General features: G+C 62.2%; 30 protein-coding genes. 20 read left to right on the plus strand and 10 right to left on the minus strand.

Going from position 1 to position 26391, the window contains the following annotated elements:
• Positions 1-65: 65 nt before the first annotated feature.
• The 10 genes from AC0GNR_RS03275 (at position 66) to AC0GNR_RS03320 (ending at position 8152) form a co-directional block, all read left to right on the plus strand.
• Positions 66-506 (plus strand): hypothetical protein, encoded by a 441-nt coding sequence (locus tag AC0GNR_RS03275; RefSeq protein ID WP_472899569.1) that lies wholly within the window; start codon positions 66-68, stop codon positions 504-506.
• A gap of 339 nt (positions 507-845) precedes the next feature.
• Positions 846-1052 carry a helix-turn-helix transcriptional regulator gene (locus tag AC0GNR_RS03280; RefSeq protein WP_472899570.1) on the plus strand — a complete coding sequence of 69 codons (207 nt, stop codon included), beginning with the start codon at positions 846-848 and terminating at the stop codon, positions 1050-1052.
• 9 nt (positions 1053-1061) lie between these two features.
• Positions 1062-1427 (plus strand): hypothetical protein, encoded by a 366-nt coding sequence (locus AC0GNR_RS03285; RefSeq protein ID WP_472899571.1) that lies wholly within the window; start codon positions 1062-1064, stop codon positions 1425-1427.
• Positions 1424-1888 (plus strand): CHC2 zinc finger domain-containing protein, encoded by a 465-nt coding sequence (locus AC0GNR_RS03290; protein ID WP_472899572.1) that lies wholly within the window; start codon positions 1424-1426, stop codon positions 1886-1888. The genes AC0GNR_RS03285 and AC0GNR_RS03290 overlap by 4 nt, the downstream gene beginning before the upstream one ends.
• An 83-nt stretch (positions 1889-1971) precedes the next feature.
• Positions 1972-3309 carry a DUF3987 domain-containing protein gene (locus tag AC0GNR_RS03295; protein ID WP_472899573.1) on the plus strand — a complete coding sequence of 446 codons (1338 nt, stop codon included), beginning with the start codon at positions 1972-1974 and terminating at the stop codon, positions 3307-3309.
• 564 nt (positions 3310-3873) lie between these two features.
• The gene (locus AC0GNR_RS03300) at positions 3874-4455 is read left to right on the plus strand and encodes a hypothetical protein (RefSeq protein ID WP_472899574.1); all 582 of its coding nucleotides are present in this window, start codon (positions 3874-3876) and stop codon (positions 4453-4455) included.
• Positions 4442-4753 (plus strand): hypothetical protein, encoded by a 312-nt coding sequence (locus AC0GNR_RS03305; RefSeq protein WP_472899575.1) that lies wholly within the window; start codon positions 4442-4444, stop codon positions 4751-4753. The genes AC0GNR_RS03300 and AC0GNR_RS03305 overlap by 14 nt, the downstream gene beginning before the upstream one ends.
• A 255-nt stretch (positions 4754-5008) precedes the next feature.
• Entirely contained in the window at positions 5009-6700 is a 1692-nt protein-coding gene (locus AC0GNR_RS03310; RefSeq protein ID WP_472899576.1) for a phage major capsid protein, read from the plus strand.
• Between the two features lie 575 nt (positions 6701-7275).
• Positions 7276-7755: a hypothetical protein gene (locus AC0GNR_RS03315; RefSeq protein ID WP_472899577.1), complete on the plus strand. Its 480-nt coding sequence runs from the start codon at positions 7276-7278 to the stop codon at positions 7753-7755.
• 52 nt (positions 7756-7807) lie between these two features.
• On the plus strand, positions 7808-8152 hold the full coding sequence (locus AC0GNR_RS03320; RefSeq protein ID WP_472899578.1) for a single-stranded DNA-binding protein: 345 nt from the start codon (positions 7808-7810) through the stop codon (positions 8150-8152).
• 314 nt (positions 8153-8466) lie between these two features.
• On the opposite strand, the gene AC0GNR_RS03325 is transcribed toward AC0GNR_RS03320, so the two are convergent.
• The 3 genes from AC0GNR_RS03325 to AC0GNR_RS03335 all read right to left on the minus strand — a co-directional run bounded on the left by AC0GNR_RS03325 (position 8467) and on the right by AC0GNR_RS03335 (position 9892).
• Positions 8467-8997: a flavodoxin family protein gene (locus AC0GNR_RS03325; RefSeq protein WP_472899579.1), complete on the minus strand. Its 531-nt coding sequence runs from the start codon at positions 8995-8997 to the stop codon at positions 8467-8469.
• 46 nt (positions 8998-9043) lie between these two features.
• Positions 9044-9469, minus strand: coding sequence for a universal stress protein (locus AC0GNR_RS03330; protein ID WP_472899580.1), 426 nt, complete (start codon positions 9467-9469; stop codon positions 9044-9046).
• Between the two features lie 174 nt (positions 9470-9643).
• Positions 9644-9892, minus strand: a complete 249-nt coding sequence (locus AC0GNR_RS03335; protein ID WP_472899581.1) for a lipoyl domain-containing protein — start codon at positions 9890-9892, stop codon at positions 9644-9646.
• 226 nt (positions 9893-10118) lie between these two features.
• Here AC0GNR_RS03335 and AC0GNR_RS03340 point away from each other — a divergent pair, with 226 nt between their 5' ends.
• The 6 genes from AC0GNR_RS03340 to AC0GNR_RS03365 all read left to right on the plus strand — a co-directional run bounded on the left by AC0GNR_RS03340 (position 10119) and on the right by AC0GNR_RS03365 (position 16137).
• Positions 10119-10487 carry a glutaredoxin family protein gene (locus AC0GNR_RS03340; RefSeq protein ID WP_472899582.1) on the plus strand — a complete coding sequence of 123 codons (369 nt, stop codon included), beginning with the start codon at positions 10119-10121 and terminating at the stop codon, positions 10485-10487.
• Complete coding sequence (locus AC0GNR_RS03345; RefSeq protein WP_472899583.1) at positions 10484-10852, plus strand: hypothetical protein; 369 nt, start codon at positions 10484-10486, stop codon at positions 10850-10852. The genes AC0GNR_RS03340 and AC0GNR_RS03345 overlap by 4 nt, the downstream gene beginning before the upstream one ends.
• Positions 10853-11121: 269 nt before the next feature.
• Positions 11122-12291, plus strand: coding sequence for a histidine kinase (locus tag AC0GNR_RS03350; protein WP_472899584.1), 1170 nt, complete (start codon positions 11122-11124; stop codon positions 12289-12291).
• Complete coding sequence (locus AC0GNR_RS03355; protein ID WP_472899585.1) at positions 12288-12668, plus strand: response regulator; 381 nt, start codon at positions 12288-12290, stop codon at positions 12666-12668. The genes AC0GNR_RS03350 and AC0GNR_RS03355 overlap by 4 nt, the downstream gene beginning before the upstream one ends.
• Positions 12668-13552, plus strand: coding sequence for a phosphate/phosphite/phosphonate ABC transporter substrate-binding protein (locus tag AC0GNR_RS03360; protein ID WP_472899586.1), 885 nt, complete (start codon positions 12668-12670; stop codon positions 13550-13552). Before AC0GNR_RS03355 ends, AC0GNR_RS03360 begins: the two co-directional genes overlap by 1 nt.
• A 68-nt stretch (positions 13553-13620) precedes the next feature.
• Entirely contained in the window at positions 13621-16137 is a 2517-nt protein-coding gene (locus AC0GNR_RS03365; RefSeq protein ID WP_472899587.1) for a sensor histidine kinase, read from the plus strand.
• 4 nt (positions 16138-16141) lie between these two features.
• Here the strand turns inward: AC0GNR_RS03365 and hemW are convergent, their stop codons facing one another.
• From hemW to AC0GNR_RS03390, 5 genes are all read right to left on the minus strand, one after another.
• Entirely contained in the window at positions 16142-17398 is a 1257-nt protein-coding gene (hemW, locus tag AC0GNR_RS03370) for a radical SAM family heme chaperone HemW (protein ID WP_472899588.1), read from the minus strand.
• 20 nt (positions 17399-17418) lie between these two features.
• Positions 17419-18039 (minus strand): RdgB/HAM1 family non-canonical purine NTP pyrophosphatase, encoded by a 621-nt coding sequence (gene rdgB, locus AC0GNR_RS03375; RefSeq protein WP_472899589.1) that lies wholly within the window; start codon positions 18037-18039, stop codon positions 17419-17421.
• Between the two features lie 22 nt (positions 18040-18061).
• The gene (gene rph / locus AC0GNR_RS03380; protein ID WP_472899590.1) at positions 18062-18793 is read right to left on the minus strand and encodes a ribonuclease PH; all 732 of its coding nucleotides are present in this window, start codon (positions 18791-18793) and stop codon (positions 18062-18064) included.
• A 147-nt stretch (positions 18794-18940) separates the two neighbouring features.
• Positions 18941-19840 carry a PP2C family protein-serine/threonine phosphatase gene (locus tag AC0GNR_RS03385; RefSeq protein WP_472899591.1) on the minus strand — a complete coding sequence of 300 codons (900 nt, stop codon included), beginning with the start codon at positions 19838-19840 and terminating at the stop codon, positions 18941-18943.
• A complete protein-coding gene (locus tag AC0GNR_RS03390) occupies positions 19837-20841 on the minus strand; it encodes a serine/threonine protein kinase (protein ID WP_439113969.1) in 1005 nt (334 codons plus the stop codon). The genes AC0GNR_RS03385 and AC0GNR_RS03390 overlap by 4 nt, the downstream gene beginning before the upstream one ends.
• A gap of 61 nt (positions 20842-20902) precedes the next feature.
• Here AC0GNR_RS03390 and AC0GNR_RS03395 point away from each other — a divergent pair, with 61 nt between their 5' ends.
• From AC0GNR_RS03395 to AC0GNR_RS03410, 4 genes are all read left to right on the plus strand, one after another.
• The gene (locus tag AC0GNR_RS03395) at positions 20903-21859 is read left to right on the plus strand and encodes a YicC family protein (protein WP_472899592.1); all 957 of its coding nucleotides are present in this window, start codon (positions 20903-20905) and stop codon (positions 21857-21859) included.
• Between the two features lie 62 nt (positions 21860-21921).
• Positions 21922-22542 (plus strand): guanylate kinase, encoded by a 621-nt coding sequence (gene gmk / locus AC0GNR_RS03400; protein WP_304835173.1) that lies wholly within the window; start codon positions 21922-21924, stop codon positions 22540-22542.
• A 29-nt stretch (positions 22543-22571) separates the two neighbouring features.
• A complete protein-coding gene (gene rpoZ / locus AC0GNR_RS03405; RefSeq protein WP_069047262.1) occupies positions 22572-22775 on the plus strand; it encodes a DNA-directed RNA polymerase subunit omega in 204 nt (67 codons plus the stop codon).
• A 155-nt stretch (positions 22776-22930) separates the two neighbouring features.
• Complete coding sequence (locus AC0GNR_RS03410) at positions 22931-25180, plus strand: RelA/SpoT family protein (protein WP_472899593.1); 2250 nt, start codon at positions 22931-22933, stop codon at positions 25178-25180.
• Positions 25181-25194: 14 nt separating this feature from the next.
• Here the strand turns inward: AC0GNR_RS03410 and greB are convergent, their stop codons facing one another.
• Positions 25195-25758 (minus strand): transcription elongation factor GreB, encoded by a 564-nt coding sequence (gene greB, locus AC0GNR_RS03415; protein WP_472899594.1) that lies wholly within the window; start codon positions 25756-25758, stop codon positions 25195-25197.
• 167 nt (positions 25759-25925) lie between these two features.
• Positions 25926-26282, minus strand: a complete 357-nt coding sequence (rplS, locus tag AC0GNR_RS03420) for a 50S ribosomal protein L19 (protein WP_439113965.1) — start codon at positions 26280-26282, stop codon at positions 25926-25928.
• Positions 26283-26391: the final 109 nt, after the last annotated feature.

Consider the following 26391-nt stretch of genomic DNA (forward strand, 5'->3'; position numbering starts at 1 on the left):
GGCGGCGGGGCCTGGTGGTACTAACACCGGCCCCGCCTGACCATCATCAAAAAGGAACTTTGAAAATGGCTACTAACGAATCTACCGCAAAAGACCAACCCAACGAAGCCGCAAAGCAGGCCACGGAATACGCCTTTGAGGCTTGTGACTACGGATGGCCAGAGGTTGAGCACGCGAATCTGCCCGGGGGCGCGGTGCAACGGTTCGCTGACAAAGTGGAGGCCGTGTCCATCGGGGCCGCTTCGATACTGCGGCTGATTGAGTGGGATGGGCTGCGAGGCGATGACCACGAGAACGAACCGGAAACCATGCCGGCGCCTGTGCTGAGTGACTACTACCGCGGGGCTTTGCTGCGCATGGTGGCTGTCAATATGGACCTGCTGTCGGAGCAGGCCGAAAGCCTGAAAAGGTGGGCGTACCTGCAGCACACAGCAAATGGTAAGGCCGAGAGGCTGAGAGAGGCCGAGCAACTTGTGCGGATGAATGAGCGCAGAAACCGGGCCTGATATCCGGGACGCCGGGTCGGAAAACTTCACCGGCTTGGCGCTGGCACTTGATGAAGGCCGCACGGTGAATGGCAGCGCAGGATCTTTATTTTCAGGCCGGGGCCGGTACCGAAAACAAAGGAACCTGTGTGGCTTATATTTAGATCGTGGACTTAAAAAAGGCCCACAAAAGGCGACGGCCCCAAGTGGTTGCACACGAAGGGCCGTCTAGACCGCCAAAACCCGAAAGCCTTGAGGTCTCCCTGACACGGGACTTTGATGGTATCACCGACCCCGTTACCGGAACGGGTGGGGTGGTGTTGGGTTTTGGTTTTTTGTAACCGTTACGAAAACCCAACAATGACAACCCACCATTCAACCCAAAATCAGCCAGAACGTTTGCTTCGCGCAGTTCCCCACATCACCGACCGCATGGGCATATCCCGGTCGGCCTGGTGGAAGGGTGTGAAAGACGGCAAGTATCCGAAGGGGATCAAGCTGTCCCCCCGCGTGACCGTCTGGAAAGCCAGCGAGATCGATGCCCTCATTGCCAACCTCGGCAAGTAAGGGGGCACCATGCACGACCAACAACATGCCGCAACGGCAGGACGAGGCACGTCCCTACTGAGCCAAAGCGCCGACCAGAAAGCACAAAGCCCGGCGGCAACCGGGCTTCACGCAGATCAAACAAAACCAACCAACGGCGCGATTATCCGCTTCAGCGGCCTATCGGGCAACCCCACCGGCCATGAATTTGAGCCGGGCGAGTTTCGCCACTTGCGGGCGCGTTTCGCCAAACGTGGCTACAGCCTGCAGCGCGTTTACCGGGCCGGCGATGGCCGCGCCAGCTTCCACATCATGCGCAGTTCTAAGACCAACGTGCTCAGTCACCCGCACGACGTGCGTGCGTTCCTGGCGCAAGTTGAGGGGGCTCCTGTATGACCTTCGACCGAAACCTACTCCCCGATCCTGTCACCTACTTTGAGGAGCTGGGGCACAAGCTTACCGGGCCATCCCGTGCGAAGTGGAAAACAACCAACTGTCGCTTCCATGGTGGCAGTGATTCGATGCGCGTGAACACCGTTACCGGCGCCTGGGTGTGCATGTCTTGCGGCGTCAAAGGTGGCGACGTGCTGGCGCACGAAATGCAAGGCGCAAACCTGGATTTTGTAGAGGCTGCGAAGGCGCTAGGCGCCTGGGTTGATGACGGCAAACCGCAAGCAAACCACAAGGCGGCGGCGCTGTCGCCGCGTAGTGCGCTCGAGGTGTTGGGCTTTGAAGCGACCGTGTGCGCGGTGGCAGCGGGCAACCTGGCTTCAGGCAAACCACTCAGCGAGGCGGACCGCGCCCGCTTGCTGGTGTGCTGCAACCGGATCACCAAGCTGGTGGAGGACTTCGCATGAAAACACCAGCCCAGTACAACCACCTGGCCGCAGGGCTGGACGCAGAAATCGAGCGCACCGCACCGCGGTACAACTTTGGCCCCATGGACGAAGGAGGCGGCGACGATCTGCCCAGCGACGGCGCCGCACCTTTGGAGGCGCCTGTGGCGCCTCCTGTTATGCCCCAGCACGCATACCCCGCCCTGGTGCGCGACGTGGTGAGCGCTGCGACCTATTCCAGCGAGGCGCACCCTGTGGCGGTGGCTGCGAACGTCCTGGCGCTGTTCAGCACCGCTATCGGGCGCACGGCATACCAAAGAATCGGCGACGCAACCATTCATTGTCGGCCGTTCCTGCTGATCATCGGCAAGTCGGGCAAGGCCCGCAAAGGCACGTCAGAACACACCCCGCGCGAAACGACCAGACGCTCAGACGCCCTGCTGCGCAAGCGTCACAGCAACAACGACAAAACACCCCAGCACGCGGGAGGCCTATCCAGCGGCGAGGGCATTATTTTTCGTATTCGTGATCCGCGTGAGCCAGACGAAAAGACCGGCAAAGGCGGCGACCCCGGCATCAAGGACAAGCGCCTGCTGGCGATCGAGTCGGAGTTAGCGAACGTGTTGGCGCAAATCAAACGAGATGGGAACACCCTATCGGCCACGATTCGCAACCTATTTGACGGGCGCGACATGGAGCCGCTGACCAAGACCAGCCAGATGACAGCCACAAAGCCCCATGTCGTTTTGATGGGCCACATCACCGGACACGAGCTGCGCGAAAAGTCCACGGCAAACGACGCGGCCAACGGCCTGCTTAATCGTTTCATGATGCTGCACGTCCACCGGCCCAAGTTGGTCCCGCTGCCCGAGCCAACACCAGACGAAGTGCTGGACGCTCTTGCCGAGCGCCTGGCAGACGCCATTGATTTTGCGACGGGCGGCGACCCCCACGGCAACAACACCCACGAGGTGGTGATGTCACCAGCGGCAAAGGCTGTTTGGTGTGAGCTGTACCCACAGATCACCCGCGACCGTGAGGGCTTGGCGGGTAGCTTGATGGCCCGAAGTGAGGTCTATGCGCGGATGCTGGCGATGGTGTTTGCACTGATCGACAAGCGCGACGTGATCGAGCCAAACGATCTTCTTGCTGCGCTGGCCTGGGTGGAGTACTGGCGCGAAAGCATCGACTTCATTTGGCGCGACGGAAAAGAGCAGGCCGATCTGGACGACTTCACCAAAGACGTGCTGGCGCAAGTCAACGGGCGCCCCGGCGTGAAGCTGTCGGACCTTCAGGACCACTGGAAACGCAAGCGCATACCAGAGGTGAAGGCCGCGCTCGAGACGCTGCTGAACCTGGCGCCGCCACTGATCGAAATGAAGCGCGATTCAACGGGCGGTGGAAGGCCAGCGCACCGGTACTACCCAGTACTGCCGCAGTGAATCGGGCGCGTGAGTGAGATATGTGAGTTATGTGAGAAATGAGTGTTTATGCGGGTTAGGAGGGTGAAGTAAGGGTGAGAGAACCGTGAGGTAACACCCCAACACCAGAACACCAGAACACCAGCAACTCAGGACAAGCATTAACTCACACATTAAATCACCATTAAATCTCACGTAAGTTGTTGATTTCATTGATAAATCACATAAATCACTTATCTCACACCCAGTATTGAAAGAGCAGAACATGAGCAACCTCAAGACGAAACCACCAAGCGCACCACGCTGCTGGCACCGGCCCACTACTCCAACGCCTGTGAGCCATGGGCAGGCCATGGCCTATGCCCCGTCACGGGTCCCCCTGGGTGTTTCCCTGGCACGGGTCATTCAAACCACGTGCACGCGCCAGCGAAACCTTTTGGTAAATGGTGAATGGTGCACGGTGAATGGTGAACGCTCAGCTCCTACCCATACCCCCCGGTCTGGGTCCTTCCCATGTGCTCCTGGTGCGGGTAATTCGAACCGCGTAGTCGGGCTGTTCCACAGTGCTCCTAAGGGGGTTGTATTGTGAAAGTTGACCTTAAAGCACCAGCAACACAAACCGAGCTTGCCGACATGGTGGGCGTGACCCAGCAGGCGATCAGCGCCATGGTGAGCGAAGGGAAGATCACAACCGAGGGGACGCTGGGTGAGGCTTTGCAGGCCTATTGCCAGCGATTGCGCGATCAGGCTGCAGGACGCCTGGGGAACGAGCTTGGTGGGCTTGACCTGGTGCAAGAGCGTGCTGCGCTCGCTCGTTCACAGCGCGAGTCGCAGGAGTTGAAAAACCAGATCGCACGGGGTGAGTACGCACCGATCGGTGTACTGGCTGACGTCCTGGGCATGGCATCCAGCGCCGTGGTGGACCGCTTCGACCTGCTGGAGGGCACGCTGCGCAAGACCTGCCCAGAAATTGACGAGGACGTGATGACCGCCGTCCTGCAGGTGGTGGCAAGTGCGCGAAACCAGTGGGTCAAGTCAACCGGCAGCCTGATTGATGCCGCGCTTGATTCCATGGTGGACGACGAGCCGGCTCCTGATGACTTTCAGGACGACGACGACTTAGAGACTGAACCCAACACCGAAGGACACACAAATGATCACCCTTGAAAACATGCTCCCCGCCGCTGAACTGGCTTCGTTCAACGACCTGGTGACCCAGGCCACCACCCAGGGGGCCGGCGCTGTCATGTGGCACTCACCAGCCAGCAGCGTCGTCATTGTGGGGTTCTGCAGCGGTGGCGAGCTTCTGACCTGGTTCGCCACGCCTGCCGCAAACGAGACAGAAGCGGCCGTGGCCCGCGCCGTCATCCTGGCCGGCGTGACCCAGGCATCCCACACCATGGCCGCGCTGCAATCCGGCGCCCACACGGCCGCTGTCGAGGTGATCAAAAAAGCCATGCACTAGGCTTGCTTTTTTAAAAAAATGTGATACGATGTGCTTGTCATCGAGTTTGAAAGAACAGGCTTAGTGGTTCTGGATGGATTGCCACCAGTACCGCGAAGTCTGAAACCGGCTAGGACGCCGGGGGGTCTTGAGAACCAAAAAAGTACAGCTCCAGTAAAGGGCCGTACCGATCGAGAAGGCGCACCGTCAATTCGGTGTGATTCAACGTCGGCGCGGCCCTTTTCTATTGGCCCGCGCCAAACATAGGAGCTGTATATGCAACTGCGCAGAGCAGACTTAGGAAAACCGGACCTCCAGGCGCGTACCGTGCCCGTGGTTCTGGCGACCGACCACCCGGTCGAGCGATCGGGATTCGTCGAAGTTCTGGACGCTTCCAAAGCCGACCTGTCGCGCGGCGATCTTCCATTGATCGAATCGCACGACCACAGCACCCTGAACATTGGCATCGTTCGCAACATCCGCCCCGAAGGCGGGAAGCTGCGCGGCGATGCTGTGTTCGGTACATCCGCACGGGCCGGCGAGGTTCTGGCCGATGTGGATGCCGGCATCGTGACCGGCGTCTCCATCGGCTACCAACTGACCGACACCGGCACCCCGGAAACCCTGCCAGACGGCCGCACAGCCCTTCGATTCGGCTTCATGCCCTACGAGGTTTCTGCTGTCGCCATCCCTGCCGACCCAAAGGCCGGCTTCAACCGTTCGCACCCAATCACCAAACGAAAGACACTCACCATGGAAAACATTTCCACCCGCAACCATGCCGCCGAAATCGCAGAAGTTGCAAAGTCCTGCGCACTGCCTGGCGTCGAAGCCCTGGCCATGCGCTCCATTGGCGCCGGCCAAACGGTCGAACAATTCCAGCAGGAGCTGATCCGCTCAATGGCAACGAAGCCGCTGGCGACTGCTGACTTGGGCACGCCTGCCGGCGCAACCGAGCACCGCACACTGGATGCTGCGGCGATGCTGCGCACGGGTGACGATTTCCGGCGCCACTACAGCCAGCGCCCAGACTTCCGGGACGCACTCAGCCTGGCCGGCTTTCTGCGCGGCGTGGCCCGCATGAAGTCAACGCCAGAGGTGGTGCGTGCCCTTTCTGTTGGGGTTGACGCATCGGGCGGCTACGCTGTGCCCAGCTCCGTGATGCCGCGCATTCTGGAGGCCATGGTCCCCGAGTCGAGCCTGATGCAAGCCGGCGCGGCCATCGTTCCGCTGGGTGACGCGAAAAGCTTCAGCTTTGCTGCCGTGGACACCATCCCCACGGCCGCCTGGCGTGCAGAGAATGGGCAGGTGGCTGAATCCGGCCCAACCTTCCGCAACGTGCAGATGACCCCGCAGTCGCTTTCTTTTGTGGTCAAGGTTTCCCGCGAGCTGCTGGCCGATGGCGTCAACGTCGAGTCTGCGCTTCAGGTGGCGATTGCCCAGGCCTTTGCCGTGGAAATGGACCGCGCTGGTCTGCGTGGCAGCGGCACCGCGCCAGAGATTCGCGGACTGCTGAACGTACCTGGCGTGCAAACCGTGACCAACGGCACCGACGGCGCCGCCCTGGCCGGCTATGCAAACTTCTTTGCAGGCGCGGAGAAGCTGATGGAAGCCAACGCCCCCATGCCTGGCGCGGCCATCATGAGCCCGCGCTCCCGCGTGAAGTTGGGCGCCCTGGTCGATACCACCGGCCAACCGCTGCAGGTTCCCGACATGCTCAAACCCGTGAAGCTGCTGCAAACGTCCCAGGTTCCGAACAACCTGACGGTCGGATCTTCGACCGACTGCAGCGAGATCTATCTTGGCGACTTCACGCAATTTGTGATCGGTCTGCGTGAGCAGGTTTCGATCCAAGTTCTGGAAGAGGCTTTCTCGGAGTATGGGCAGATCGGTTTCATGTGTCACGCCCGCTTGGACGTGGCCGCGCTGTATCCAAAAGCCTTTTGCATCGTGTCTGGCGTCCGCTAAACACGAGGCTTAAAAACTGCAAGGTCTCGGCCTTTCCACCGGTCCGTCGAACCGGGCAGAAGATCGACCGCCGGCGGCGCTGGGGAGCGCACGGCCGGCACCTTTTCTGGTGCTGTGGTGCAGGGCTGCAGCACGGAGTGAGAAGCTGAACCCAGCCCTTTTAAGGGTGGGGCTTGGCAAGGCTAATCCCCACTAGAACCCGCTTCGAAAGATGCGGGTTTTTTTTGCGTGTGCGTCTGCTACCGGGTGGAGGGGTTGCCGGCGTGCACCGCCATGGCCGGCGCAAGCGGAACACCCGAGCGCCAGGTGCTGGCGCCCGTACAATCGGGCCATCGATGTGTCAGCAATCAGCCACACACGAAAAATATTTTCAAGCGCTTGCTGGCGTGCTTTTGGTGGTGGGTTTTACGGTGGGATGAATCACCGAAAAGCCTCGGAACCCGCATAAAACCTAGGTTTTTCGCGGACACAGTCTCCGCCACCTGCACAGGCAACCAGCGGCTTCAAAGCCGCTTTTTTGTTGCCGCTGCACCCAACACGGCTCGCACCCAGCCAGCCCCACAAGCCCAGCCACCATGACCACCGACGCCGCCGACGAGCCCATTCACGAAGCCCGCCTCTGGAGCGATGGCGACTGGACCGCGCGCGTCATCAACAACGATGACGACGATGGCTGGGCGGTGGCGATGTTTCTGGCGGGCGAGTCCGAGCCCGCCCTGGTGGGGCCGTGGACCATGGGGCGCGACAAAAAGAACCCCAAGCCGCTCGACACCGCGGCGTTCAACACGCTGGTGAAAACGGCCAAAGAAGTGATTCGCCGCTCTGAGCAGCAGCGCCACGCGGAGCTGAACAAAAACGTGACCGTGACGGTGGACGGCAACCGTGTGCGGGTGGCGCTGGCCATCGTGCCCGACGAAGAAGGCGCCACCGCCAGCTTGACCGCACTGGACGGGTTCGATGAAGAACTGGCCCGCGTGCCGGTGCCGCCCAGCTTCAAGCTGACGCTGGACAGCGCGCAAGCCTGGGTGGCTTCTGGCTACCAGCGGCCCCGTTGAAACCCAGCCCCATCCCCAGCGACACCGACCCCAACGCACAGAAAGCACCCACATGATTGATGGTTTGATTGCCGGTCGCCTGATGGGTGACGCCTCGCGGCGGACGGACAAAATGGGGCGCGGGTACACCGTGGCCCGGGTGCTGGCACGCAACAAGGCAGACGAAGAATTCATCGTCAACGTGATTGCGTTTGACGACGCGGCCTGCGCGGCCCTGCTGGCGCTGGCCGATGGCGACGCGCTGAGCCTGACGGGCTCGCTCACGCCCAAGGTGTGGACGGACAAACAAGGCATCACCCGCCCCAGCCTGGACCTGGTGGCCACACAGGTGCTGACGGCCTACCACGCGGGGCGCAAGCAAGCGGCCCTGGGCGCGAACGACAACGACCCCGATTGAACCGCGCAACGCCGGTTGGATTCGGGTGTGTGCTGATCAGCGTTTTTCAGCGCACCGCGGCCGGCATTGAGCGCGCTCAATCACCAACGCCAGGGCCGCGGCAAGATACCCAGAACCGGCGGTGATGGAATGTGAGTCCCATCGTCAACGGTCAGATGGGGATTCCCCGCGAGGGGGGTTGCTGTGGTGTTCCGACACCGCGGTGGATGAAGGCACCCTCAGACCGGCGTAGCCCTCACAGGCGATGCCGGGGGCCTTCACCGGGGCCCGTCATCCATCGCGGTTGACGGGCTTTTTTTAACAGCGCAACCTTTTCAGCCGGGTGGTCTGCCCGTGTTCTGCGCCGTCTGACCCGAATCGCTCAGCCGGTGCCAGCGCTTGACCTCGCCCAAAAAGCGGGTGAGGGCCAGGGCATGTTGACGTTGCACCAACTGGCGTTCCGTCAGCGCGAGCCGTGCCACGGCGGGCTGTTTGCAGAGGCGCTCCATGCTGTCCATCACCCGCTCTTGGCCCGAGCCGCCATAGGTGCAAAACAGCGCGATCTGTGCGCAGCGGCGCCCGTAGCGGTGCAAAAAGCTGCGCACCGGGCTGGACATGTTCCAGAACCACACCGGCGTACCCACCATGACGAGGTCGTAGTCTTGTGGCCGGCACAGGTCCAACTCGATCAGCGGGCGCGTATCCAGCAGGGCCTCCCAGGCACTGCGCAGATACCCCACGGCGCCACGGCGATCGGTCGGGTCGTGGATGCACACCAGATCGGCCCGGCAGCGCCGTGCAATTTGCTCCGCCACAAATGCGGTGTGGCCGCTGCGCGAGTAATAGACCACCAAAATGCGTTTCATCGCGCGCCTCCCAAAATAAGCCTGCCCCCTTGTGCCGCGCGGCAAATCACTTCACCAGCAGCACCGGCACAGGCGCCATGTGCACCACCCGCAAAGCCACCGAGCCCATGAGCAAACTGCCCAGCGCGCCCATGCCGCGTGTGCCCATGGCAATCTGGTCGACGCCAGCCGCCTGGGCGACACGCACTATTTCCTGGGCCACCAGGCCTTCGGGGTTGTAACTGGCGCCCACCACCAGGCCGTTGGCGGTGGCCAGGCGCGTGGCTTCGTTGAGCGTGCGTGCCTGCTGTGCGCGCAAAGCGGCGTCAATCTGTTCCCGCGAGTCGGGCGACCATTCGCCGTCCAGCAGAGGGGTTCTCACATTCACCAGCGACACCGCCACCTGGACCTGTTCTCGCGCCATTCGGGCCACGGCTTCAATGGCGTGGTGGGCGGGCACCGAACCATCCACGGAGATCAAAATTTTTAACATGGAGAACCTTTCGCAGCCCCCGCCAAAGCCCCATGCAAACACCTGCTTTGGGACCAGCCCGACACAAGGCCTGGCCCCAGCTTAATGAGCCGGTTGCCTGCGACGTTGAGCGGGCTCAATGGTGCCAAGCGCAGCGGGCCGCAACAGCGTTCGCCACAAGACAAAACCGCGAGCTCAAATGGGCACCAGGTGGGCCAGCACCGCACCGTGCCCAATGGGCTCACCATGGCCCACCACAATCTGCTCCACCACACCCGCGTGTGGGGCGGTGATGTCCAGCGTCTGGTGCAGCAACCGCGCTTGCGCCAGCAACTGCCCGGCGTTCACGTGCTCGCCCTCGGACACCACCCAACGCTCCAGGCGGGCTTGGTCACCGGCCTCCATCGACTCCCACAGCCGGGGGTCCAACACCACTGCGTGCATAAACACTCCTGAGCAGGCGGGGCCAACGCACCACCTGAAAACGCCACACGTCGTGACTTGAACGAAATTGTGTCGCCACCCCAGACGCCCGACCGGCGGATTCCCTGCACCCTGTTGAGCCGCCTCAAGCCATGACCAGGAAAACCGAGGCCGCACGCTGACACACCCCTGCCCCAAGGTTTTCGCCCAGGCACTACAGTTCAGCCCTCACCCTTGGAGACCCTCTATGACCCGCCCCGTGCTCGACGAAACCCACCTGCACCCCGCCATCCGGCAGGGGGTGGCTGAACTCCACAGCGATGTGATCCAACAGGTGCAAACAGCCATCAACACCCACCCGGTGGTGGTGGTGGGCATGAACGGCAACCCCTTTGTGCGAAAGGCCCGCAAATCCCTGGCGTCGGCCGGTATCGCCCACGGCTACCTGGCGTTTGGCGGCTATGCGTCGCAATGGCGGCGGCGCAACGCGTTGAAGATGTGGACCGGCTGGCCCACATTTCCCATGGTGTTTGCGCGCGGCATGCTCATTGGCGGAGCCCAAGAGCTGGATCAGTGCATCGCCTCTGGCGAGCTCCAGAGGCTGCTGGCACCATGAACCGCGCCGCCAGCAAGCCACCCCGGGCCGAGCTTTGGCGCTGCGACGTGGGCAGCGCCACCGTGGCGGTGGTTGACATCCCGGGCGCGCTGGACCGGCGCCGGACCTTTGATATCGACGTGACCCTGGTGGTGCGGGTACCCGCCGAGGCGGCAGAGCCCTGGCACGAACTGCGCGTGGAACTCGACGGCAAACAGCAATGGCTACGCCGCATTGCCAGCCACAGCCCAGGCCACACCGACGGACTGGACTACCACTGCCGCGTCCAGCTGGAAACCGGGCGGTCGCTGCGCATCCGCGCGGCGGCCGGGGTGAAGGGGTCCAGCGTGCAACAGCTCTGTATCGAAGCGCGCGAAGATATCTAGCTCGCCTGGTCTGCTCACTTGGCCCAGGCGAGCAGAAAAGTGACTCTGCACACCGCAGGCACCCACGCATCTCATATTTTTATCGTTTAAAACTGCAAAAAAAGGTGAATTTGTTTGTAAAAAGTTCCGATAAGAGTTCTTTAGACCTCACCTCAAGAGCCAAACGACCGGGGTGCATCATCCGGCCATCTAAAGCTCGCGGGCCAACTGCCGATACAGCCTACACATAGGACGACCGGGTATTTCCCCGTTCGGTATTGGTTCGCAACATGCAGAAAGCTTCACCTCCCGCGAGCAACCCCCTGCTGGTCCTGCTGGACCTGATCAACAGCCCCCTGCTGCTGTTCAGCGACGATGGCCATGTGGTCTTTGCCAACCAGGCTGCCAAACAGCTGGACAGCCGCCCCGCACTGGTGCTGGGCAGCGACCCCCACGTGCGCGAGCTGGTCAAGGCCATCGCGCAGGGAAAAATCGTCACCCACAACGAGCTGCGTGTGGAAGCGCTGTCCGACAACGGCATCGCCCAGCTGCTGTGCCGCTGCGCACCCAAACCCATTGCGGGCCTGGTGGCCATGGCGGTGACCGCCGAAGCACCGACCGCTGAAGCCGACCCCGCCGAGAGCGCCTTGGTGGCTCCCGTGGCCGACCAGCGACTGTCTTTGCAACAGATCATGGAGCTCTTGCGCAGCGAACTGCTGCCCCCCGTGCAGGACGTGCTGGCCCACACCCGCAGCACGCCTATCCCGGAGCCCATGCTCGGCTTGAAAGACAGCCTGCTGGGCCTGACCGAGCGCCTCGACCGCCTGGTGGACCTGGTGGACGTGTTTGGTGAAGATGTGCTCATTGGCGACGAACGCATGATGATGGTGGACCTGGTGCGCAGCACCTGCATGGAACTCTCGCCGCTCATCCGCAGCAAGGGCGTGTCCATCGTGTTCAATGGCGACAAGGACGACCTGCCACCCATTTACGGCAGTGGCCGCCTGATCCGACGCGCCCTGCTCGAATGCATCCACAACGCGGTGCTGCACGCCCGGTCCGAAATCAACCCGTCCCAGCAAGTGGGTGTGGAAATCGGTTTTCGCGCCTCTGGCCAGCACCTGCTCGTCAGCATCGTCAACATGGGCGCTTTGTCGGCCGCCGCCCTCAACCGGCACGCCGCTTCCCTCTTCAAACCTGCTGCGCTGGACAACGGCAAACCCGACACCGCACCTCCGGTGATGCGCATCGGATTGCCACTGGCCCAGCGCATTTTGCAACTGCACGGCGGACGCTTGCGAGTCGAGCAGGAATCCGACCAGGAACTCAACGTGATGCTCGAACTCCCCACCGGCGCTCCGCGCCGAAGCACCCACCACCTCGATATGCTGCAAGCCCAAATTTACGCGGAAGACCTCTCGAAACTCTTGGCCCGAGGCCGCAACCGGAGCGCTGCATGACCGCCCGCATTCTCATCGTCGATGACCAGCCGGACATCCGAAAGCTCATTCGCCTCACGCTGCAACACCTGGACGATGCCGAGGTGTTTGAAGCCGAAAACGGCAGCGAAGGCTGGCGCATGGCGCAAGACCTCAAGCCCGGCGTGATGCTGCTCGACGTGATGATGCCGGGCGAACTCGATGGTTACCAGGTCTGCGACAAGGTCAAAAAACACCCCGAACTCAAAAACACCACCAAAGTGGTGCTGCTCACCGCCCGGGCCCAGAAGGAAGACCTGGAGCAGGGCAGCAAAGTGGGTTGCGACGCCTACCTGACCAAGGCCTTCAGCCCCCTGAAGCTGCTGGACTTGGTGGACAACATGCTGGGGCGCAGCTGATGGCCCGTGGTGCCTTCAGCACCTGTTCTTGGGTGCGCGCATGGGGTCTGGGCCTGGCCGCGCTGCCGCTGGTGTTGGCCGCGCAAACCCGTACCGCAGCGCCGGTGCTCTCCATGGGCGTGGTGCCGGTGTTTTCCAGCGCCGAACTCCACAAGCGCGCCCATCCTCTGGCCGTTTCCCTGGCCACGGCCTGCGGCCAGCCGGTGCAGTTGGCCTTGTCCCGCTCGACGGCCGAATTTGAAGCGCAGCTCAAAAAGGGCAAATTCGACCTTGTCTTTTTGAATCCGTACCACATGGTGACCGCGCACAAGGCCCAGGGCTACCTGCCGCTGGTCCGCGAGGGCAAGCAACCCTTCAAGGGCGTCCTGGTGGTGCGCGATGACAGCCCCGTGCGCCACGTGTCCGATCTGGAAGGCAAGACCGTCGCATTTCCATCACCCAACGCCTTGGCAGCATCGCTTTACATGCGCGCCTTGCTGGAGCGGGAGCACAAGGTCCAGGTCAAGGTGCAATACGCCCGAACGCACAGCAACAGCTACCGCCAGGTCATCGTGGGTGAAGCCGATGCCGCAAGCGGTGCCAGCTACACGCTGGGCATTGAGCCACGCCACATTGCTGAGCGCCTGCGGGTCATTTACGAAACACCCCAGATTGCACCGCACCCGCTGGCAGCACACCCCCGGGTGCCTTCGGCCGTGCGCAGTTGCATCCAGCAGACGCTGCTGAACGCTCCGCCCGACAGCCCGCTTCAAGCGCAGCTGGACCAAGCGCTGATACCCAACCCCGTGGCCACCACCTACGCCCGGGATTACCAGCCGCTGGAAAAGCTGGCGCTGGAAAGCTACGTGGTCAACGAACCGTTCGCAGAGAGAAAACCGCTGTGAAAACACTGTGGCACAAGACTTTGCGGTGGCCCGGGCGGTTTTTTTCCCAGCGCTCGCTGAAAACCCAAATGCTCTGGCTGGTGATGGGCGTTACCTTGGTGGCCGGCTCGTTGATCGGTGTGGTTTCTTACCAGCGCAGCGTCGAAGAAACCGAGGTGGAAAGCCGCGAACGGGCCATGGCCATCGCTCAGCTGGTGGCACATTCCAGCGCGACCCCGTTGCTGGACAGCGACTTCGCCGCGCTGGAAAGCGTGTTGCAGGAAATCGCCAACTTGCCGGGGGTGCAGGCCATCCACGTGGTGCGCCCGGGTGGGAGGGTGGCCCTGCGTGTGCTGAGCCAGCCCACTGGCGGGCCTCTGTCCATTTTCCCGACCGACCAGGACGATACACCTCCCGGCAGTCCGTTCTCTGTCGAAGACGGTCATGTTCACGCTTATGCCAGCCTGCTCACGCGCGATCACCGCGACCCCATTGGCGCTGAGGACTATGGGAGCTACTTGAATGAAGGCTGGGCCGAGGTGGTCTTCAGCTACGACGCACGCTTGGAAAGGGGACAGCATGGCTGGCTGATAGGCGCCATGGCCGCGCTGGGCCTGGTGGTGCTGGGCCTTTGGTTTTTTCTGCTGTTTTTGCGCCGTGCCATCAAGCCCCTGAGCGAACTGGCGCGATTTTCAACCGCCATGGCAGCGCAGCCGGGCGAACAGCTGCGCATGCGCTGGGGCAGCCGCGAAGTGCGCGAACTGGGCCGTGCGCTCAACTGGTCGTCCCAGGAACTGGCCACACAAATGGCCAGCACCCAGCAGCGCCTTTCCCGCCTGCACGCCATTCTGGACACCGCTGCCGACGCCATCATTGGTGTCAGCCCAGCGGGCCTGATCGACAGCGTCAACCCGGCCGCCGAGCGCATGTTTGGGCGGCCCGCCGAGGAAGTCCGGGGCCAGCCGCTGGAGACTTTTCTTATCGGCCTGAACTGCGAAGGCCTGCAACAGACCATGGACGGCGGCATGCTGATCCACAGCACGCAAAGCCGCATTGGCCGCACCGAGATCAGCGCCGTGCGCCACGGGGGCACCGAGTTCCCGGTGGAGGTGCTGCTGGGCGAGATTCAAAACGACCCCGAAATCCGGTACACCTGCATCGTGCGCGACCTGAGCGACACCAAGCTGGCCGAGGAATACCTGACGCTCTACAGCCGTGCCGTGGACTGCACCATCAACGGCATCATGATCAGCGACGCACGCCGCTACCCCCAGCCGCTGGTGTACGTGAACCCGGCGTTCAAACGCATCACCGGCTATGCGCCGCACGAGGTGCTGGGGCGCTTCAGCAGCATTCTGGAAGGACCCTTGACCGACAAGGACGACCTGGCGCTGCTGGCCCGCACGCTGCAGGAAGGCCGCGAGGTGAGCCTGACCCTGAAAAACTACCGCAAGGACGGCAGCCTGTTCCACAACAAGCTGTCGGTGTCACCGGTGAAGGACGCGCAAGGCACTATCACCCATTACATCAATGTCATTGAAGACGTGAGTGGCCAGATTGAAGTCAAGCAAAAACTGATTGAACGCACCGCCCGGCTCAACGCCACCTTTGACCTGAGCCCCGACGGCTTTGCCGTCTTTGACTCAAAGGGCGAGCTGATCAACAGCAACCCGGCATTCCGGGGCATGGTGGGGGACATTCCCGCCTGGTGTTCGCTGCAGCGGTTTGACGTGTGGTTCAAAAACCTGTGCGAAGACTTCGACAACTACCGCTCCATCACCGAAACCTGGAACGACCGCACCACCGACATCATCAAGCTGGCGCGCCCCACCTTCAAGGTGCTGGAGCGCGAGATTCGCCGCAACCTGGGCGGCAGCGGCGAGACGATTCTGTACTTTCGCGACGTGACGCACCAGACCGAGGTGGACCGCATGAAAAGCGAGTTTCTGGCTACCGCTGCCCACGAACTGCGCACGCCGCTGGCCAGCATTCTGGGCTTCACCGAGTTGATGCTGCACCGCAAATTCACCGAAGAAAAGCAACGCGACCTGCTGGAGACGGTGCACCGCCAAGGCTCGCTGCTGTCCAACCTGATTCAAGAGCTGCTGGACCTGTCCCGCATCGAAGCGCGCCAGGGCAAAGACTTCCACATCGTGGCCACGCCCGTGGCCGACATTTTGGATGAAGCGATACGCGGCATCGCCAACCCCGACCTGGGCCGCACGGTCAGCCAGGGCCCGATGCCCGATCTACAGGTGATGGCGGACGCCGAAAAAATACAGCAAGCGCTGACCAACTTGCTCAGCAATGCATTCAAGTATTCCCCAGGCGGCGCCCAGGTGAGCGTGGACATCAGCCAGGAAAACCGCAGCGATGTCCCGTTTGTGGCCATTCATGTGCGGGACAAAGGCATGGGCATGAGCCAGGAGCAGCTGGCCCGTGCCTTTGAGCGCTTCTACCGGGCCGACGCATCGGGCAACATCCCCGGCACCGGCCTGGGTCTGAACCTGGTGCGGGAAATCGCCGAAATCCATGGCGGCAGTGTCGAGCTGAACAGCCAGTCGGGGCAGGGCACCGTGGCCACGCTGCGGCTGCGGCTGGCCTGAGGTTTCAGTCCGGCAAAAACAGACTCTGCAAATCGCTCAAAAAGTCAAACCCGCGCTCGGTGGGCCACACGCGCTGGGCATCCCGCTCCAGCAGCCCCTGCTGCACGGCACGGCTCAAGCCCCGCTCAATCGCGGAAAGCGGCAGGCCGGTCCGGTCCAGAAAGTCCTGCAACTCGAAACCCGCCTTCAGCCGCAGGCTGTTAAGCATGAATTCAAAAGGCAGGTCGGCCCTGGCCACCTCGTCGGCGCTCACCACCGCATCGCCTGCCAGCGCACGTTCCATGTACAGGCGCGGCTCGCGCACCCGCACCGGGCGCACCACACGGTGGGCAAAGCTCAGCTTGCTGTGGGCGCCGGCGCCTATGCCCAGGTAGTCGCCAAACTGCCAGTAGTTCAGGTTGTGCCAGCAACGGTGTCCGTCGCGGGCATAGGCTGAAATTTCGTAACGCGCCAACCCGGCCTCGGCCGTCAGCTCGGTGATGCGGTCCAGCATGGCATAGGCATCGTCGTCCGGCGGCAGCGCGGGCGGGTACTTGGCAAAGTAGGTGTTGGGTTCGAGCGTGAGGTGGTAGATGGAAATGTGCGGCGGCTTGAACGCCAGGGCGGTGCGCATGTCAGTTTCGCAGTCGGCCAGCGTCTGCCCCGGCAGCGCGTACATGATGTCCAAGTTGAAGGTGTCAAACGCTTGCGCGGCCTCTTCCACCGCCGCCATGGCCTGGGCACGGTCGTGCACACGGCCCAGCGCCTTCAGGTGCGCATCGTTGAAGCTTTGCACACCGATGGACAGGCGCGTAACCCCCGCCTGGCGAAACGCGCGAAAGCGGTCTTTTTCAAACGTGCCCGGGTTGGCCTCCAGGGTGATCTCGGCGTCGGCGTCCAGCCGCACGCGGGCACGCACATCGGCCAGCAGCTGGTCGATAGCGGCCGGCGAAAACAGGCTGGGCGTGCCGCCACCAATGAAAACGCTGTGCACCGAGCGACCCCAGATCAGCGGCAACGACGCCTCCAGATCGGCCCGCAGGGCGTCCAGGTACCGCTGCTCGGGCATTGCCTGGCCGGGCTCAGCCGTGGCGCTCCATTCGTGCGAGTTGAAGTCGCAATAAGGGCACTTTTTCAGGCACCACGGCAGATGGATATACAGCGAGAGCGGCGGCAGGCTGCGCAGTTGCAGCGTGCCGGGGCGCATCCAGTGGCGAATATCGTTCACCGGCACCGCGCTGGCAGGTGCCGCAGCCGGAGCCAGGCCACGGGGCCACGACATGGGGACACCGTTGCCCTGGCTCATGCGTGGGCCGGCGGTTCAGACAACCAGCGCTCACGCATCAGCGCCAGCATCTGCTGCGCCGCTTTGCCGCGGTGGCTGTTGGCGTTTTTCACTTCGGTGGGCAGCTGCGCAAAGGTTTTGTCAAATTGCGGGAGGTACATCACCGGATCAAAACCAAACCCGTTGTCGCCAATGGGCTGCTCGGTGATCAGCCCTGGCGCACGGCCCATGGCCACCAGGGGCTCGGGATCGTCTGCGCTGCGCAGCGCCACCAGTGTGCTCACCAGCGCGGCGCGGCGGTCGGTCTTGCCAGCCATTTGCTCCAACAAGGCGCGCACATTGTTGTCGTCGCCTTTGGCATAACCGAACTGTGTCGCGTAGTACGCGGTGTCTACCCCAGGCAACCCACCAAAAGCCTCCACACACAGGCCGGCGTCGTCGGCCAGGGCGGGCAAGCCGCTCACGCGCGCTGCGTGCCGCGCCTTGGCCAGCGCGTTTTCAATGAACGTGCAGTGCGGCTCGGGCGCCTCGGGTATACCCAGGTCCGACTGGCGCACCAGCTCCACCCCGAGCGGGGCAAAAAGCGCCTGCAATTCAGCGAGCTTGCCCGCGTTGTTCGAAGCCAAAACAAGTTTCATGGACACAGGCCGCAACAGAAATTCAAACCAGACCCAGCGCCTGCCGCTGCAGCGCCACCAGCTCACCCACACCTTTTTCAGCCAGCTCCAACAAGGCGTCCATTTCGCGGCGGCTAAAAGCCACCCCTTCGGCCGTGCCCTGCACTTCCACGAAATGTCCGGCACCGGTCATCACCACGTTCATGTCGGTGTCGCAAGCCGAGTCTTCGACGTACTCCAGATCGAGCAATGGCGTGCCTTGCAAAATGCCCACCGAAATGGCGGCCACATGGTCCTTGATGGGCGAGGTGGCGATTTTGCCGTCCGCCAACAGGCGCGACACCGCATCGTGCGCGGCCACAAAGGCCCCGGTGATGCTGGCGGTGCGCGTGCCGCCGTCGGCCTGCAACACATCGCAATCGAGCGAAATGGTGCGTTCGCCCAATGCCTTCAGATCAAACACGGCGCGCATGGAGCGGCCAATCAGGCGCTGAATCTCTTGCGTGCGCCCGCTCTGCTTGCCCTTGGCGGCTTCGCGGTCGCTGCGGGTGTGGGTGGCGCGCGGCAGCATGCCGTATTCGGCGGTCACCCAGCCCTCGCCGCTGCCACGCTTGTGCGGCGGCACTTTCTCTTCCACCGATGCGGTGCACAGCACCTTGGTTTCACCAAACTCAATCAGCACCGAGCCCTCGGCGTGGATGGTGAAACCGCGGGTGATCTTCACCGGGCGCAGGGCATTGGCGGCTCGGTGGCCGGGACGTGTGGAAACAGTCATGAAAACCTCAGTGGCGGTTGCTTAAAAGTGGGTGGGGCTGGCGCGCAAGGGACGCAAGTCCAGGTCATGGCAAAAGTGGCTTTGCCGGGCCGCTCGCGTTACCCCCTAGGGGAGTGACGCCGCAGGCGGCACAAGTGCCATAACCGCTCAAGAATTTTTTTCGGCGGTGCGCCGTATCGCTTCGTTGATTTCAGCGATCGAGCGCTCGATCGCCTCGTCGTCCATGTCTTCAATGGTCGGATCTGGCACACCCGACTGGATGGTGGAGGCAAACACGCCGTCTTCAATGTCCTCGGTGGACACCCGGGTGGTCTGAAACTCCTCGGCCGTCTCCCACTCCATAGCGAGCACGGTCACGTTGTCGCAGCGGGGGCCTCCGCGCTTCAATGCCATTTCCACCAGCTCGGGCACCGCTTGCTCCAGCGGGCGCTTGGCCAGCTCAGACGCAATTTCGTGGTCCTTCACCGTGCCCCACAAACCGTCGGAACACAGCAGCACGCGGTCGCCCTGCTGCAGCGGCAGCGGGCCCGATAGGTCAAACACGGGCTTGGCCGGTGAACCCAGACAAGTGAACAGGATGTTGCGGTTGATGTGCTGCGTGGCACGGCCCAGATGGGCCTGCTGCTCCATGTAGGAATGGTCGCGCGTGCGGGTCAGCAGCTCACCGTCGCGCACGATGTACAGCCGCGAATCACCGCAGTGCACCCAGTGCATGGTGTTGCGCTCCATCACCGCAGCCACCAGCGTGGTGCGCGGTGTGTCCAGCATGCCCTTTTCGGAGGCGTAACGAATGATCTGGTGGTGCGCCGCCATGAGCGCGCTGGACAAAAATTCGGGCACTTCCCGCACAGTGGGGTTGGCCGCCTTTTGGAAATACGCAGAAAAGGTTTGCAGCGCGAGCTGGGCTGCCATGGCGCCCTCGGGGTGCCCGCCCATGCCGTCAGCCAGCACAAAGAGCCCCGACTCCCGCGTGTAGGCGTAGCCCATGCGGTCTTCGTTGCGCTCACGCCCGCCCTGGCGGCTGATCTGATAGACCGAAAATTTCATCGAAACTTGGTCCCGACACCCGTCTTGCGCGCTGACTTCTTGTTGTCCGACACGATGTTGTCAAACTGCAGACGCATTTTCTCGGCCACGGTGAGCTTGGTGTAGCTGCGCTCGGTTTCGCGGCTCAGCTCTTTCTGCAGCGCAAACACCGACTGGGGGCGAGACAGCGGATCGAGAGACATGCACCATTCGACCACCTCGATCAGGTTGTCGGAATAGACGCCGCGCAGACGGGAGAGCGCAAGCGACAGGCGGTCCTTTTCCAGACGCTGGGGTGCATCGTTGGGCGGATAACCCTGCATGCTGGCGTAAATGCAGGCACCGATGGCATAAATGTCGGTCCAGGGGCCCATGCTGGAATCGCGCCGGTACATTTCGGGCGCGGCGAAGCCGGGGGTGTACATCGGGCGGATGAAGTTGCCCTCTTTGCTCAGCACCTCGCGGGCTGCGCCAAAGTCGATCAGCACGGAGCGGTTGTCGTCCGTGACAAAAATGTTGGCCGGTTTGATGTCCAGGTGCAGCATCTTGTGCTGGTGCACGATGCGCAAGCCCCGCAGCACTTCGTCGTAGAGAGACCGGATGGTCGATTCACGGAACACCTTTTGCTTCTTGAGTTCGCGCGCGGTGATAATGAATTCCTGCAGGGACGCGCCCTCCAGGTAGTTCATGACCATGTAAACGGTCTCGTTTTCTCGGAAGAAATTCAGCACGCTCACCACCGAGGCGTGCGAGATCTGGGCCAAAGCCCGGCCTTCTTCAAAGAAGCTCTTGAGGCCCAGCCGGTAGAGCGACAGTTTTTCAGGTTGCACCTGCGGGAGCAGCTCGCCGGGGCCGCGCGTGGCCAGGGATGAGGGCAGGTATTCTTTCACCGCCACCTGCTGGCCTTCGGTGTCCACCGCCAGGTACACCACACCGAATCCACCGGCCGCCAATTTGCGCACGATGCGGTAGCCACCAATCACGGTATCGGGTGGCAGCGGGGCGGGTTTGACCTTTGACATAATTCGGATGGGTTCCGGAACGCCTCGTTTTGGCCCAAACAACTTGATGGGACACAGTTCAATGGCAGTTTACAGCATGACCGGCTACGCCACGGCCCAAACAGGCGGGCCCTCTGCCGCGAATGCCACAGAGCCCGCACGCGAGGCCAAGCCCGGTCTGGGCATCGAAATTCGCTCGGTCAACAGCCGCTTTCTCGACCTCACCTTCAAGCTCCCCGACGACCTGCGTGCGTCGGAACCCGCCATCCGGGAACTGCTGACTTCAACCCTCAAACGGGGCAAAGTGGAGGTGCGCGCCTGGGTCGAGGGCCGGGCCGATGCAGGGCCCCGAGCGCCCAGCGCCCAGGAGCTGCAAAAGCTGCTGAGTCTGCAAGACAACATCCGCGCCTGGCTGCCCACCGCCGAGCCACTGTCGGTGGCCGAGGTGCTGCAACTGACCTCGCGCCAGCAAGGCAACACGGGCGAACTGCACGAAACCCTGGTGGTGCTGGCGCAAACCGGCCTGGACGGCCTGCGGGCCGCGCGCGAACGTGAGGGCAAACGCCTGGCCGAGATGCTGCTGGACCGCCTGAAACAGCTGCGCCAGCTGGCCAAAGACGCGCAGCCCCTGATTCCCCAGCTGGTGGCCCAGCAGCGCCAGCGGTTCATTGACCGCTGGAACGAGGCGCTCGGCGCTTCTGCCGCGGCAGCGCCAGGCGCCGCAGCCTCCGGCACGCTGGGCAACGCCATCACCAGCGACATGGCCAAAGACCGGGCGCTCACCGAAGCCACCGCCTTCGCCATTCGCATCGATGTGGCCGAAGAACTGACCCGCCTGGACTCGCACCTGACCGAGATCGAGCGCCTGATCAAAAAAGGGGCCGATGTGGGCAAGCGGCTGGACTTCCTGATCCAGGAATTGCACCGCGAAGCCAACACCCTGGGCTCGAAATCGTCCAACCTGGAACTGACACGCATTTCGGTGGACATGAAGGTGCTGATCGAACAGATGCGCGAGCAAGTCCAGAACATCGAATGAAGGCCTGACCTCTCACGGTACCGCTGCGCGGACCGTGACCCCAACACCAAGCACCTACCGTTATGGAATACCCCGGAAATCTCTTTGTTGTTGCGGCACCCAGTGGGGCCGGCAAGTCCAGCTTGGTCAAGGCCTTGATGGAGCTGGACTCGCGCGTTGTGCCGTCCGTTTCTCACACCACCCGCCCGCCACGCGGGCAGGAACTGCATGGCCGCGAGTACTACTTCGTGTCCAAGGAAACCTTTGACCAAATGGTCATCCAAGGTGCGTTCCTTGAATGGGCCATGGTGCATGGCAACCGCTACGGCACATCGAAACAAGCCATCGAGCAGCGCATGGCCCAGGGCGCTGATGTGGTGCTGGAAATCGACTTCCAGGGCGCTATTCAGGTCAAGCGGATCTTTCCGAACGCGGTGCTCGTCTTCATATTGCCGCCCAGCTGGGAAGAGCTGCGCTCGCGGCTGGAGCGGCGTGCCGAAGACAGTGCCGAGGTGATTGAGCTGCGCCTGCAGAACGCGGCCACCGAGATGGGGCACGCACGGGAGTTCGACTTCGTTATAATCAACGAGTTGTTCGAGCGGGCTTTGTTTGATCTCAAAGCCATCGTCCATGCCCAGCGGCTCAAGTTCGCCGCCCAACGTATCGCCCGCAGCGACACGTTCCGCGCGCTCAACATCCACTGACCCACCGCACATTTCCCGAAAGCCCGCCCATGGCACGCATCACCGTCGAAGATTGTCTGGAAAAAATCCCCAACCGCTTTCAGCTCGTGCTGGCCGCCACATACCGCGCCCGCATGCTGAGCCAAGGGCATGCCCCCAAGATCGAAAGCAAAAACAAACCCGGCGTGACCGCGCTGCGCGAAATTGCCGAAGGCAAAGTTGGCTTGGAAATGCTGAAAAAAGTCCCTCTCTGAGCGCTGACTTTTGGAACAAAAAAACACCGCTTTGCGGTGTTTTTTTTCGTCCTGTCTTCATCTGTTCACGGCCGTCCTCCAAGCGCGCCTGCCGTGGTTTTCGGGCACCCGGCGCGGTGACAGCAAACCCGGCCATCTCAGGCTAAAGTACAGGGATGATCACCGTGCCCGATTCAGAGCCCACCACAGCCCAAGCCCACCCAGCGGACAGCGCCGCCGCGGCCAGCTTTGCGGCCCTGCTCGGCAAACTGGATTATCTGTCGCCAGCCGACGTTGAAAGCATCCGCCAGGCCTACCGTTTTGCAGACGAAGCGCATCTGGGCCAGTTGCGGAAAAATGGCGATCCCTACATCACCCACCCCATTGCGGTGGCGGCGCAGTGCACCGAATGGAAGTTGGACGCCCAGGCCTTGATGGCCGCTTTGATGCACGACGCCATCGAAGACTGTGGCGTGACCAAACAGGACCTGGCCGAGCGGTTTGGCGCACCCGTAGCCGACTTGGTGGACGGCTTGACCAAGCTGGAAAAGCTGGAATTTGACACGCGCGAGCAAAACCAGGCCGAATCCTTTCGCAAGATGCTGCTGGCCATGGCCAAGGATGTGCGGGTCATTTTGATCAAGCTGGCAGACCGCACCCACAACATGCGCACCATGGGTGACATGCCGCGCAGCAAATGGGAGCGCATCAGCAGCGAAACACTGGAAATTTACGCCCCCATTGCCCACCGCCTCGGCCTGAACTTCACGTACCGCGAGCTGCAAGACCTGGCGTTCCGGTTCTTGCACCCGTGGCGCTACGAGGTGCTTTCCAAGGCGCTGAACAAGTCACGCCACCGCCGCCGCGACCTGATTGCGCGCGTGCAGCTGGAAGTGGAAGCCGAATTTGCCCGCCATGGCATGCCCGTGCGCATCATGGGTCGCGAAAAAACGCTGTATTCCGTCTACCGCAAGATGGACAACAAGCACCTGTCCTTTTCGCAGGTGACGGACATTTACGGCTTTCGCATCGTGGTGCCAGAGTTGACCGACTGCTACACCGGCATGGGCATCCTGCACCAGCTGTACAAGCCGGTGCCCGGCAAGTTTCGCGACTATGTGGCGATTCCCAAAGTCAATGGCTACCAATCGCTGCACACCACGCTGATCGGTCCTTTTGGCACCAACATCGAGTTCCAGCTGCGCACCCACGCGATGGACGTGGTGGCCGAGTCTGGCGTGGCGGCCCACTGGCTGTACAAGGCCAGCGAGCCCAACAGCGACACATCGCAGCGCCTGGGCACGCAATGGCTGCAATCGCTGCTGGACATCCAGCAGGAAACGCACGACGCCTCGGAATTCTGGGACCACATCAAGATCGACCTTTTCCCCGATGCGGTGTATGTGTTCACACCCAAGAGCAAGATCATGGCACTGCCGCGTGGCGCGACCGTCATGGACTTTGCCTACGCCATTCACAGCGGGGTGGGCAACCGCGCCGTGGCGGCGCGCATCAACGGCGAACAGCGGCCCTTGCGCACCGAGCTCAACAACGGTGACGTGGTGGAAATCGTCACGGATGAGAAGGCCGAACCGAACCCCGCGTGGCTGTCCTTCGTGAAAACCGGGCGTGCGCGCTCCAAGATACGCCACCACCTCAAGACGGTGGCGCAAGAAAAGTCCAATGAACTGGGCGAACGCATGCTGGGCCAGGCGCTGCGCTCAGAGGGCATTGCCACCCTGCCCAGCGAAGACGGCGAATACAAAGCCACCTGGGAAAAACTGCTGCGCTTCACGGGCAACAAAACGCGCGACGAGCTGATGGCCGACATTGGTATGGGCAAGCGCATTGCCAGCATGGTGGGCAAAAAGCTGGCCGTGTTGCTGTCTGAAACCGGGCTCAAGCCCGATGCGCTGCTGATCAGCACCGAACGCTATGCCAGCGGTCAAGACGAATCAGCATCCCAAGGCGTGGTCACACTCGACGGCAGCGAAGGCTTGTCGGTGCAATACGCCGCATGCTGCAAACCCATCCCCGGCGACCGCATCGTTGGCTACCTGGGCCGCGGTGAAGGCCTGGTGGTGCACGCCGAAGAATGCCCGACGGGCAAACGCCTGCTGTTGCGCGACAGCGAGCGATTCCTGGAAGTTGAGTGGGCCGACGAAACGGTTCGCTCGTTTGAGACCCTGGTGGTGGTGACCGTGACCAACGGCAAAGGCGTGCTGGCCCGCGTGGCGTCTGCCATTGCATCGGCCGAGGCCGACATCACCCACGTCGATATGGGTGACGAGCCGGCGCAGACCGCCACCGACATCCGGTTCACCATCGCGGTGCGTGACCGGGTTCACCTGGCTGACGTGCTGCGCAGCCTCAAACGCACGCCTTCGGTGTTGAAAGCGCAGCGCCACCGACCGGCCAAGGCCTGAACACAGCAGAGCGTTCAGCTTGCGGGTTGGTGAGGCGGGTACCGAACCGCCAGCACTTCAAGCTCTTGCGCACCACCCGGCACCGCTAGGCGCACCACTTCACCCACGCGGGCCTTCGTCAGCGCTCGCGCCACGGGTGACACCCAGCTAATTTCTCCACGGGCGCTTTCGACCTCGTCAACACCCAAAATGGTCACGGTCGTCTCCACGCCGCTTTCGTCGGCGTAGGTTACGGTTGCACCAAAAAACACCTGATCGCCGCCATGGTGTACCGAGGCGTCTACCACCTCGGCTATTTCCAGCCGCTGGGTCAAAAAACGGATGCGCCGATCAATTTCGCGCAAACGCTTCTTGCCATACAGGTAGTCGCCGTTTTCCGAGCGGTCACCGTTGCTGGCCGCCCAATGCACGATCTCCACCATTTTCGGACGCTCTTCGTCGATCAAGGTGAAGAGCTCGGAGCGCAGGCGCTCGTAACCGGCGCGGGTGATGTAATTTTTCCCCGTGGGCAGGGGCGCAACCACGGGCAGATCGTCGTCTTCGTCCTGATCGGATTCGCGGGTAAAAGCCTTGCTCATGGGGTCGCTATCGGGTGGGGATGTTTGGACGTATGGATCGCCATCAAAAAGCCCGCACCGTAGGGTGCAAGGCCGGCTAATGGCGATGGTCATCAACGCGCGAAAAAAAACCGCTCCGAAGAGCGGCTTTTTTTGGGCAAAACCAAGGGCACTGGGTGCCCATGGCTTTAAGCGCCCAGCTTTTCCTTGATACGTGCCGACTTGCCGCTGCGCTCCCGCAGGTAGTACAGCTTGGCACGGCGCACGGCACCGCGGCGCTTGACTTCGATCTTGGCGATCAGCGGGCTGTACAGCGGGAACGTACGCTCCACGCCTTCGCCGTTGGAGATCTTGCGCACGATGAAGCTGGAGTTCAGGCCACGGTTGCGGCGGGCCACGACCACGCCTTCGTAAGCCTGCAAACGCTTGCGGGTGCCTTCAACCACGTTCACGCTGACGATCACGGTGTCGCCAGGTGCAAAGGTGGGGATGACTTTGTTCAAACGAGCAATTTCTTCTTGCTCAAGGGTCTGGATGAGGTTCATGGTTTCCTGATTTCACGATCATGCCCGCGCTGCACTAAAGGCCACGAATCCGGCAGGGGCCCTGTCCATGCGCCACAAACGGGTTTGTGACAGATGCGGGCTGGCCCGG

It is taken from the genome of Hydrogenophaga sp. LT287, assembly GCF_055702805.1.

Excerpts from the sequence above, each read along its gene's own strand:
- AC0GNR_RS03335 (WP_472899581.1), bottom strand. The coding sequence starts at position 9,892 with ATGCACGCAGTGGTGTTGGACCCCCGGCTGTGGGAGTCGATGGAGGCC.
- AC0GNR_RS03355 (WP_472899585.1), top strand. The coding sequence starts at position 12,288 with ATGACCGCCCGCATTCTCATCGTCGATGACCAGCCGGACATCCGAAAG.
- AC0GNR_RS03385 (WP_472899591.1), bottom strand. The coding sequence starts at position 19,840 with ATGAAATTTTCGGTCTATCAGATCAGCCGCCAGGGCGGGCGTGAGCGC.
- rpoZ (WP_069047262.1), top strand. The coding sequence starts at position 22,572 with ATGGCACGCATCACCGTCGAAGATTGTCTGGAAAAAATCCCCAACCGC.
- hemW (WP_472899588.1), bottom strand. The coding sequence starts at position 17,398 with ATGTCGTGGCCCCGTGGCCTGGCTCCGGCTGCGGCACCTGCCAGCGCG.
- AC0GNR_RS03315 (WP_472899577.1), top strand. The coding sequence starts at position 7,276 with ATGACCACCGACGCCGCCGACGAGCCCATTCACGAAGCCCGCCTCTGG.
- AC0GNR_RS03290 (WP_472899572.1), top strand. The coding sequence starts at position 1,424 with ATGACCTTCGACCGAAACCTACTCCCCGATCCTGTCACCTACTTTGAG.
- AC0GNR_RS03390 (WP_439113969.1), bottom strand. The coding sequence starts at position 20,841 with ATGTCAAAGGTCAAACCCGCCCCGCTGCCACCCGATACCGTGATTGGT.
- AC0GNR_RS03310 (WP_472899576.1), top strand. The coding sequence starts at position 5,009 with ATGCAACTGCGCAGAGCAGACTTAGGAAAACCGGACCTCCAGGCGCGT.
- rplS (WP_439113965.1), bottom strand. The coding sequence starts at position 26,282 with ATGAACCTCATCCAGACCCTTGAGCAAGAAGAAATTGCTCGTTTGAAC.
- AC0GNR_RS03360 (WP_472899586.1), top strand. The coding sequence starts at position 12,668 with ATGGCCCGTGGTGCCTTCAGCACCTGTTCTTGGGTGCGCGCATGGGGT.
- AC0GNR_RS03280 (WP_472899570.1), top strand. The coding sequence starts at position 846 with ATGACAACCCACCATTCAACCCAAAATCAGCCAGAACGTTTGCTTCGC.
- rdgB (WP_472899589.1), bottom strand. The coding sequence starts at position 18,039 with ATGAAACTTGTTTTGGCTTCGAACAACGCGGGCAAGCTCGCTGAATTG.
- AC0GNR_RS03365 (WP_472899587.1), top strand. The coding sequence starts at position 13,621 with ATGCTCTGGCTGGTGATGGGCGTTACCTTGGTGGCCGGCTCGTTGATC.
- AC0GNR_RS03330 (WP_472899580.1), bottom strand. The coding sequence starts at position 9,469 with ATGTTAAAAATTTTGATCTCCGTGGATGGTTCGGTGCCCGCCCACCAC.
- greB (WP_472899594.1), bottom strand. The coding sequence starts at position 25,758 with ATGAGCAAGGCTTTTACCCGCGAATCCGATCAGGACGAAGACGACGAT.
- AC0GNR_RS03305 (WP_472899575.1), top strand. The coding sequence starts at position 4,442 with ATGATCACCCTTGAAAACATGCTCCCCGCCGCTGAACTGGCTTCGTTC.
- AC0GNR_RS03340 (WP_472899582.1), top strand. The coding sequence starts at position 10,119 with ATGACCCGCCCCGTGCTCGACGAAACCCACCTGCACCCCGCCATCCGG.
- AC0GNR_RS03345 (WP_472899583.1), top strand. The coding sequence starts at position 10,484 with ATGAACCGCGCCGCCAGCAAGCCACCCCGGGCCGAGCTTTGGCGCTGC.
- AC0GNR_RS03275 (WP_472899569.1), top strand. The coding sequence starts at position 66 with ATGGCTACTAACGAATCTACCGCAAAAGACCAACCCAACGAAGCCGCA.
- AC0GNR_RS03295 (WP_472899573.1), top strand. The coding sequence starts at position 1,972 with ATGGACGAAGGAGGCGGCGACGATCTGCCCAGCGACGGCGCCGCACCT.
- AC0GNR_RS03320 (WP_472899578.1), top strand. The coding sequence starts at position 7,808 with ATGATTGATGGTTTGATTGCCGGTCGCCTGATGGGTGACGCCTCGCGG.
- AC0GNR_RS03350 (WP_472899584.1), top strand. The coding sequence starts at position 11,122 with ATGCAGAAAGCTTCACCTCCCGCGAGCAACCCCCTGCTGGTCCTGCTG.
- AC0GNR_RS03285 (WP_472899571.1), top strand. The coding sequence starts at position 1,062 with ATGCACGACCAACAACATGCCGCAACGGCAGGACGAGGCACGTCCCTA.
- gmk (WP_304835173.1), top strand. The coding sequence starts at position 21,922 with ATGGAATACCCCGGAAATCTCTTTGTTGTTGCGGCACCCAGTGGGGCC.
- AC0GNR_RS03410 (WP_472899593.1), top strand. The coding sequence starts at position 22,931 with ATGATCACCGTGCCCGATTCAGAGCCCACCACAGCCCAAGCCCACCCA.
- AC0GNR_RS03325 (WP_472899579.1), bottom strand. The coding sequence starts at position 8,997 with ATGAAACGCATTTTGGTGGTCTATTACTCGCGCAGCGGCCACACCGCA.
- AC0GNR_RS03395 (WP_472899592.1), top strand. The coding sequence starts at position 20,903 with ATGGCAGTTTACAGCATGACCGGCTACGCCACGGCCCAAACAGGCGGG.
- rph (WP_472899590.1), bottom strand. The coding sequence starts at position 18,793 with ATGACTGTTTCCACACGTCCCGGCCACCGAGCCGCCAATGCCCTGCGC.